This is a genomic window from Glutamicibacter sp. GQ173 (assembly GCF_059759215.1).
The window spans coordinates 56,201-65,134 of record NZ_JCAXDT010000013.1; the positions used below are offsets into that span (position 1 = coordinate 56,201).

Consider the following 8,934-nt stretch of genomic DNA (forward strand, 5'->3'; position numbering starts at 1 on the left):
CAGGATTTTTTCATGAACAGCACCAACCCCATCACCATGCTCAACCCGGACTTCCCGTTCAGCTACGACCTCTACCTGGCCAACGACGCCGGCCTGGGCTCGGTGCCCGAGTCGCTCTACGGCACCGAGGTGGCAGTGATCGGCGCAGGGCTTTCCGGCCTGGTCACCGCCTACGAGCTGATGAAGCTGGGCCTGAAGCCGGTGGTGTACGAGGCCGACCAGATCGGCGGGCGGCTGCGCACCGCAAGCTTCGCCGCGGCCCCGCAGATCACCTGCGACCTGGGCGGCATGCGCTTCCCGGTCTCCAGCAAGGCGCTGTACCACTACATCGAGCTGCTGGGCCTGGACACCTACGATTTCCCGAACCCGCTGGCCGAGCCCACCGACTCCACGGTGATCGAGCTCAAGGGGCAGAAGATCTACGTGGAGGACCCGGCCGACCTGCCGGTCTTCTATCAGGAAGTGGCCGACGCCTGGAAGCAGGCGCTGCGCGAGGACGCCCACTTCGAGCAGATGCAGCAAGCCATCCGCGACCGCGATGCCAAGGTGATCAAGGAACTCTGGGACTCGATGCTCCAGGAGTTCGACGAGGAAAGCTTCTACGGGTTCATCGCGAACTCCAAGGCCTTCAAGCAGGCCGGCTTCGAGCACCGCGAGGCCTTTGGCCAGGTGGGCTTCGGCTCCGGCGGCTGGGACACCGACTTCCCCAACTCGATCCTGGAAATCCTGCGCGTGGTCTACACCGACGCCGATGACTACCACCGCGGCATCACCGGGGGAGCGGCCAAGCTGCCCGAGGCCCTGTGGAACCACGCCCCGGAAAAGATGGCGCACTGGCCGGCAGGCACTTCCCTGTCCTCGCTGCACGGCGGCGCCCCGCGCGGCGCGGTGGCCAAGGTCTACCGCACCGGAAACCCGGGCTTCAACGGCGCGAACACCATCGAGGTCACCGAGCGCTTTGGCCGCACCCAAGAATTCGGGGCCGTGGTCTCCACGGTGCAGTCCTGGCTGCTGTCCACCGGCATCGACACCGACGAGGAGCTGTTCGGCGCAGAACTGTGGACCGCGATCGAGCGCAGCCACTACATGCAGTCCTCGAAGACCTTCGTGATGGTGGATCGACCGTTCTGGAAGGACCGCGACCCGGTGACCGGGCAGCACCTGATGTCCATGACGCTCACCGACCGGCTGAACCGCGCCACCTACCTGCTGGATAACGGCGAGGACCAGCCTGCGGTCATCCTGCTCTCGTACACCTGGAACGACGATGCGCTCAAGTGGCTGTCCCTGTCGGCCGAACGCCGGATGGAATTGATGCTGCACTCGCTGGAGAAGATCTACCCGGGCGTGGACATCCGCAGCCACATCGTGGGCCAGCCGATCACCGTGTCCTGGGAGTCCGATCCGAACTTCATGGGCGCGTTCAAGGCCAACCTGCCCGGCCACTACCGCTACCAGCAGCGCCTGTACACCCACTTCGACCAGCAGGGCATGGATGCTGCGCACCGCGGCATCTTCCTGGCCGGCGACGACGTGTCGTGGACTGCCGGCTGGGCCGAAGGCGCGGTGACCACGGGCCTGAATGCGCTGTGGGGCGTGGTCAGGCACCTGGGCGGCGAAGACGCTGCCGCCAATCCCGGCCCGGGCCAGTTCCTGGCCGAGATTGGTCCCAAGGCGCTGTAGCTAGAACCTGCCGAAGAAACTGAAATCCCGTACCTCCTTGAGAAAGGGGTGCGGGATTTTTTTTGGGGGCTGGCGCACAGCGGTGGCTATTCGAGCGACGAGGCAGAATTAGTCGGTTAAGTCATGTTGTCGCATGATGAATTCGGCCATCCCGGGAACGGTGAAGTCCACCATCCATGCTCTGGTGCGTAGACGAGGCCCGTGGCGATCAGCCCCGCACGTGCAGGGCCCTGAAGTTGGCGAGGTGAGCCGAGCCGGTCAGCAACGATCCTGGTACGGCACGCTTGTTTTCCCTCCTGGGCCATGGCACTCAAATAGTTGCGTTCACTTTTTGTTGCCCGTTCCCAACGTGCAGGGAAGAATCCGGAGTCCAGTTTGCTGCGTCCTGTCTCAAAGGCCAAGGATGCATCCGTTGCGGTGAAAGGTGACGCCGGGGCTAGATCCCAATTAGCCTTCCCATACTCTTGGATGAAATAGGGATAGCTACCGGATGCCACCGAAAGTTTTTCGGGAGGTTGTGGTTTGAATTTTGCGCCAAATCGCACGGAGGGCACGTCCAATGCCTGGCGAGTTGAGGAACCGTCCAGTGGCCCGATTCTCCTGTAGTCGAACAGCTGCTGCCCGTAGGATCGAGCTTCGCTGAGAACTGCGGGCAGATTCGGAAGGCCGGCTCCGATGATGTAGAACGGCCACTCCCGCAGTCCTGCCTGATGCTGGAGGCCGAGCAACTCGGCGTTGATGTCTTGCATTTCATCAATAAATAGCCCGAATGCGGTTCGTTCCTCTTTTGGTGCCGGGGTGAGAACCTTGAGCATTTCCTCAAGGTCGATTTCAACCGATCCCGAATCCGCCCTGCCCTGGGCGGCTTCAAAACCGAACTTCACTCCCGTGACTTCGACTGTGGCTGAGACCGAGCTGACGGTTTTACGGCATCCTTGATTCGGGCCGTCATGGCAGGCGGACGCTGGCCCGATCCAACTGCATATGGACTAAGCGCACTTTGCAGGCAAGGAAGCATACGCCTACATAAGAAAAATAGTGGACTCGACTAGATAATGCTAGTGAAGTCTTGCCCTTGCTCTTGCCTGGCCTGGGGGGAGCCACGCAGGGATTTAGCTCGCCTGGCTTGATGGCCTCGGCGCTGGCCGGGAAAGACGGTGAAGCCTGCCTAATAGCGGCGGCCCCCGGAACGGCAGCCAGGCACTGCTGGCGGTGGAACGGCGGCGGGCAACCCGATGGCCACCATTACCACCTGGAGCAGCGCCCTCGAGCATTGCACGGCCCTGGACAGCAATGCGTGAACTGGCTGGCAGATTGCGGTAGTTGCCGGACTGGGAGCGCTGAATGCCGTAGTGATGTTGCTTCGTGTCCCGCATTCCAGGAAAACATGAAAACAGCATTGATTAAAGAATATTTTGGTTTCGAGTGGATATTCTTCGAAAAGTACATTATCGTAAATAGAGTAATTGTCGACCGCTGAAAAACTTGAAGGAGGATGGTGATGTTGAATAATAATGCTCAACGAGAGCAGTATCAGTTGCAAGCCGTCAGCTTCCAGGAATTGTTTAGCGGCACAGGTGAACCCCGCCAATCTCATCAGTTCGGGTTTCTGAAGCCACGTGCGCATCGACTCTTACTCGCCGGAAATGGTGAATGAATCACGCTTTGACCTGCCAGATCTAGTATTCTAGTGCCAGTTGCCGCCCGGTTGGGTGAAAGCTGGAGGCGCGGTCGGCAATTCCCCTGGGAGTCGATGAACTTAGTTCATTGGCTCCTTTTCTATTTTCCATTCAATTGTTTTGCATGGGTTTAATTGTCATGCCTGAAAATTGAAATATGCGAAAAATTTATCCACTTTAAGTTCCTAGTAGAAGGAAGAATAATGAATCGTCCAGCAGCGTTCCCCGTAGCGCTGACAGGCAGCAATGACCGCGTAAAAATGTGGGCCGCAGAAGCCGAAGTGGAACAAGAAGCACTTGAACAGCTGCGCCGCGTGGCTCAGCTGCCATGGGTCCATGGTGTTCGCGTGATGCCCGACGTCCACGTCGGCAAGGGGGCGACGATCGGCAGCGTCATCGCCATGAACCAGGCCGTCTCGCCTTCAGCGGTGGGCGTTGACATCGGCTGCGGCGTCGCTGCCGTGCGCACCAGCATCCGTGCAGACCAGCTGGCTGGCTTGGAGCTGCTGCGGGCCAGTATTGAAGCTGCGATCCCCGTGGGATTCAATGCCCACGAGGAGCTGCCCCAGTTGCGCCGTTTCGGCTTGGAACCCGGGGTGGATCAGCTCTTCGGCAGGTTCGAAACCCTGGATGAGAAGGTGCAGAAGCTCAAGAGCAAGGCCATCGGCCAGCTGGGGACCCTGGGAGGCGGCAACCACTTCCTGGAGCTGTGCCTTGATCAGGATGATCGGGTGTGGATTACCCTGCATTCCGGTTCGCGCCATATCGGCAAGACCCTGGCTGACAGGCACATCGGCATCGCGAAGTCGCTGGGGCACAACCAGGGCTTGGTCGACAAGGAACTGGCGGTCTTCATCGAGGGCACACCGCAGATGGATGCCTATAAGCACGACTTGTGGTGGGCGCAGGAGTACGCGGCCGCGTCGAGGGCCCTGATGCTCGCGCTGTTCAAGGAGGCCGTAGTCCGGCACTTCGAAACCCTTGATGTCCAGTTTGATGCGCCGATCAACGTCCACCACAACTACGTGAACGAGGAGATGATCGATGGGCAGGCGCTGCTGGTGACCCGCAAGGGCGCCATCCGTGCCGGTGCCGGCGATCTCGCCCTGATACCGGGATCCATGGGCACCGGGTCCTATGTTGTGCGTGGGCGCGGCAACCCAGGATCGTACTTCTCGGCCTCCCACGGTGCCGGTCGCAGGATGAGCCGCACCCGGGCGAAGAAGTTGTACTCGGCGGATGACCTCGCCCAGCAGACGCTGGGCATCGAGTGCCGCAAGGATGCGGGGGTCGTGGATGAGATCCCCGCGGCCTACAAGGACATCCACCAGGTGATTGAAGCGCAGAAGGATCTCGTGGAAGTCGTGGGGCACCTGCGCACCATCCTGTGCGTCAAGGGGTAGGCGGGTAAGCGGCGTTGGCTGGAACCGCAGCATGCGGGGAAAGCCGACGCCGCGCACCATCTAGCGCAAAGCGGTCCCAGTGCCCTATTATCGTTGAGTCAGGAGCCACAGGCTTGTGGTTTCCGGCGCTCTCAAAAGGGGCGATACCCGTTGCCGTCAAGCAACTGGTAACGGCAGACATATATGGAATTTTCTTCAGCATCATTTCTTGAAAAGAGTCCATAATGTCTAGCGTTTCCGCAGCCATTGCCCATGCCCTGAAACCAGTTGCCCCGCAGATCTTCGGACTGATGGGAAATGGCAACGCCCACTTCCTTGATGCGGCCATTCGCGCGGGATTCGACTACACCGCAGTACGCCATGAATCCGCAGCTGTTTCGGCCGCCGACGCGTACTTCCGGATTTCGAACAAGCTGGCCATCGCCACCACCACCTACGGTGCCGGGTACACCAACGCCGTGACCGCACTGGCCGAAGCTGCAGCGGCCCGAATCCCATTGCTATTTGTCACCGGTGATGCTCCCAGCACCGGATTGCGCGGCTGGGACGTGGATCAGGGGGCCATCGACGCTGGCGTGCGGGCACCTCGCTATGTCGTGGACCGGCACACTCCGGGGAGCACCGCGCTGCAGGCCGCCGCGCATGCGCTGCGCGAACAGGCCCCGGTGGTCCTCGCCATTCCCTATGACCTGGCAGCCGCCGAATGCGCTGGGGAAGAACTTCCGGATTTCGCCTCGCTGGCTTGCCTGCCGCCGAAGCCGCGCCTTGAACCTGCAGCGCTGGCGCAGATCGCAACGAAACTGAATGCCTCGAAGCGCACCCATATTCTCTATGGCCGGGGCGCGATCGAAGCCGCCGAGCAGGTCAAGGAGCTGGCGCAGAAGCTGGATGCCACCACCTCGGGCACGCTGCTGGCACGCGACCTGCTGGACTACGAGTTCGATCTGGGCATCACCGGCGGTTTCTCCACCGAGGCCAACGCGGGCATCATCGCCCAGGCAGATACCGTGCTGGTCCTGGGCGCTTCCCTGAACCAATTCACCACGCGCTTCGGCGAGCTGATTAATGAGTCGGCGACGCTGATCCAGATCGATTTTGGGCCAGCTGCCACCAACGCCCGCGTCGACTGCTTTGCCACCGCCGAGGCCCAGAGCGCTGCCCGGGATCTGCTGGATGCCGTCGAGGCTGCCGAAAGCAGCTGGTGCTCCGGCCTTGACCTGCGCGATTTGCGCAGCCGCCCGGCCGGCGATGAAAAGGCCGAAGACGGGCTGCTGGATCCGCGACGTGTAGCCAGCGAGCTGGAGAAGATCTTGCCGGCCAATCGAGTCCTGGTCCAAGATGGCGGGCATTTCATCGGCTGGGGTCCGATGTACTGGTCAACCACCGGCGCGCGTTCGCTGGCCTGCGTCGGCACCGCCTACCAGTCCATTGGCCTGGGAATCGCTTCAATGGTGGGTGCCGGCGCCGCGGCCGAAGGACGCACCGTTGTCCTGGCTGCCGGTGACGGCGGGTTCCTGATGGGCCTGGCCGATCTCGAATCCATCATCCGCACCATCGACAGCGGGGTGATCGTGATCTACAACGACTCTGCCTACGGCGCCGAGGTGCACCAGTACGGCTCGATCGGCCTGCATGAAGACCCGATGCTGATCCCGACCGTCGATTTTGCCGGCATCGCCCGGTCCATGGGCGCGACCGGGGTGCGGGTAGAGGAGCTCGCGGATCTGGCCGGGCTCAGGCAATGGGTGGCCGATGGCGCGCGGGGAGTATGTCTGGTTGATGCCCGCATTTCCGCGCGGGTTCGCGCCCCTTATATGGAAGAGGTGCTCGCGGCCAACAAGAAAGCCGCCGCGGCACTGGCATTACAATCCGATTAAGACGCTGGAAAAACAGCTTGGGTACGGCGTAGGGTTGATTCGTGCGCAAGATCTTAGTAGGAACAGCCAGCCTGAGCCTGGGAGCGCTTTGCCTCCTCCCGGCGACTGCCGCCTTTGCTGTACCAACTAGCTTTGGCAACCAGGCCGACGAGCCGACCCAGCTGTTTTCCGGATCCTCCCTGCGCGTAGCCACCATCCAGGCCAATCTCACAGGCGATACCGCCGATGGGTTGGAAGAGAAGCTGATGGGCGGAACCAATTCGCAGGCGGCCCAGGTGGCCGACAGCCTTTCCGCCGCCGATGCCGACGTGGTTGTCCTGACCAATATGGATGCCGAGCAAGGCGCCGTCGACACTTTCAAGAATCTATACCTGAACAACATCGCGGACGATCGCACAGACGTCGACTACCCGTATTCCTATCTGGCGGTTGGCTCCAAGGGATTGCAGAGCGGTGCCGACTTGAACGCAGACGGCGTGATCGGCAGTGCCGAAGACGCCTGGGGGCAGGGGGCCTTCGAAGAGCAGGGCTCGATAGTAGTGCTCTCCAAGTACCCGGTGGACGAAGGAAAGATCACCGCCGTCTCGAAGCTCAAGTGGAAGGAAGTCGAGAACGACCAGCTGCACCACACCGGCTTGTCCGGCGTGCTGGCAGCCTCCATCCCGGTGATGAGCACCGGCCTCTGGGATATCCCGATTGACTATCGCGGCCAGCAGGTCCATGTTGTGGCGACACAGACCGAGCCCGAAGGCCGGAATCGAGAATTCTCCCAAGCTCGGCACGGTGATGAACTGAAGGTCATTTCGGACTACGTGGCCGGCAAGGACTACGTCCACACCGACGGCGACGGCCACGCCGAAGGCCTGGGCGGTGAGAAGTTCGTCGTAGCTGGCGCCTTGGATCTCCAGGATTCTTCCGCGGATCGGCTGGAACCGTTCCTCCAGGGATTAGCTCGTGAAGATGCCCTGAACGATGCAGGTAGCTACCTGGTCCCGGATTCCTCATGGGAGGTTACGGGCCAGGGGCGCATCGAGCAGCGTGAACCCCTGCTTGAAGAAGCGGTGCCAAATGACGTCGAGGAACCCGGATCCCTGATCTGGACCGACATCGAGTTCTAGGCTTGGCATGGCTGCCCAGGGCCAGGACTGCAGCCAGGTGGATCCGTTCGCGCAGGGCGATCGACCCTGCCTGCTGTTGCCTGCAAGGCATCGAAGCTGGACTCGTTCTGCAGGCAACAGCCCGCTGGTCTGATGGTTTGTGCAGGGCAGTCGATGCACGCAGATGCCACACGTTCCAATCATTGTCAGAAGAACCGCGCAAGACCCGGCAGTCCCAAGGCAACTCTCAGGGTCATGCAGATAAGCTGGGGGCATCATGAAAAACGATCCAATCTCGATGACTTTCATTGGCAAAGATGGCAAGCCGCGCTCCAGCGTGCAGCAGGCCATCTTGAAGGGCATCGGAGTGCAACGGCCTCTGGTGCTCGCGTATATTAATCGTCTTCGCAAGAAGAATCCCCAAGCCGATACCCCCGAGCTGGCCGCTATCGTTGAACGGGATTACCTTCGTATTGTCACCGGGTCCGGAGCGGCAGTTGGCGGCACCGCGGCGGTTCCGGCTGTTGGCACCGGAGTCGCTTTAGGCCTTTCGGTCGCCGCTACCCTGGGCTTTCTGGAGGCTTCGGCCCTCTATGCCCAGAGCTTGGCGGAACTGCATGGCATCGCCATCGAGAATCCTGATCATTCGCGCGTTTTGGTCATGGGAATCTTGATGGGCGAGGAAGGAAGTTCCATGATTGCTGGACTTACGTCGCAGGCGGCCGGCCGTGGCGGTGGACCTGTTAAGGGCTGGGCCCAGGCTTTCGGCGCGAATAAGAGCACCAGCTTCTACTCGAGCGTGCAGCGCACCTTGCAGAAGAAGTTCTTGCACAAGATCATCGGCACGCAGGCGGCTAGCGTTGTGGGGCGCCTGGTTCCCTTCGGTGTTGGCGCCGTGATCGGTGGAGCAGGCAACCGATACATGGCCAAGCGCGTGATCGAGAATGCCAAGGAGGCATTTGCCGGCATCCCGACGGTGGTGCCCAGCGCACTGCCGCTGGATGATCCGCGGATTTTGGAATCCGAAATCGTAGAGGACTAGCTGGCGAACCGCGTTTGGCGCCTCTGAGGATGTCGACGGAACGCCCCGTAATACAGCGTTAGCTGTTTTGCGGGGCGTTTTCTTCGGTTTAAACCGCGTAAATCCGGGGATATGGACGCGTGCAATCGATTAAGTGTCCACGGTCACCGCCGC

6 protein-coding genes are annotated in these 8,934 nt (G+C 61.1%); 5 read left to right on the plus strand and 1 reads right to left on the minus strand.

Features of this window, described 5'->3' with window-relative positions; translation table 11 throughout:
- Positions 1-12 precede the first annotated feature (12 nt).
- Positions 13-1,683 (plus strand): flavin monoamine oxidase family protein, encoded by a 1,671-nt coding sequence (locus tag AC6CHO_RS16785; RefSeq protein ID WP_498216630.1) that lies wholly within the window; start codon positions 13-15, stop codon positions 1,681-1,683.
- A gap of 116 nt (positions 1,684-1,799) precedes the next feature.
- On the opposite strand, the gene AC6CHO_RS16790 is transcribed toward AC6CHO_RS16785, so the two are convergent.
- Positions 1,800-2,567, minus strand: a complete 768-nt coding sequence (locus tag AC6CHO_RS16790) for a DUF8462 domain-containing protein (protein ID WP_498216631.1) — start codon at positions 2,565-2,567, stop codon at positions 1,800-1,802.
- A 998-nt stretch (positions 2,568-3,565) separates the two neighbouring features.
- Here AC6CHO_RS16790 and AC6CHO_RS16795 point away from each other — a divergent pair.
- From AC6CHO_RS16795 to AC6CHO_RS16810, 4 genes are all read left to right on the plus strand, one after another.
- On the plus strand, positions 3,566-4,765 hold the full coding sequence (locus tag AC6CHO_RS16795) for an RtcB family protein (RefSeq protein WP_498216632.1): 1,200 nt from the start codon (positions 3,566-3,568) through the stop codon (positions 4,763-4,765).
- Between the two features lie 224 nt (positions 4,766-4,989).
- Positions 4,990-6,642 carry a thiamine pyrophosphate-binding protein gene (locus AC6CHO_RS16800; protein ID WP_498216633.1) on the plus strand — a complete coding sequence of 551 codons (1,653 nt, stop codon included), beginning with the start codon at positions 4,990-4,992 and terminating at the stop codon, positions 6,640-6,642.
- A gap of 41 nt (positions 6,643-6,683) precedes the next feature.
- Positions 6,684-7,760 carry an endonuclease/exonuclease/phosphatase family protein gene (locus tag AC6CHO_RS16805; RefSeq protein WP_498216634.1) on the plus strand — a complete coding sequence of 359 codons (1,077 nt, stop codon included), beginning with the start codon at positions 6,684-6,686 and terminating at the stop codon, positions 7,758-7,760.
- A gap of 256 nt (positions 7,761-8,016) precedes the next feature.
- Positions 8,017-8,781 carry a hypothetical protein gene (locus tag AC6CHO_RS16810; protein ID WP_146277345.1) on the plus strand — a complete coding sequence of 255 codons (765 nt, stop codon included), beginning with the start codon at positions 8,017-8,019 and terminating at the stop codon, positions 8,779-8,781.
- The last annotated feature ends 153 nt before the right edge of the window (positions 8,782-8,934 follow it).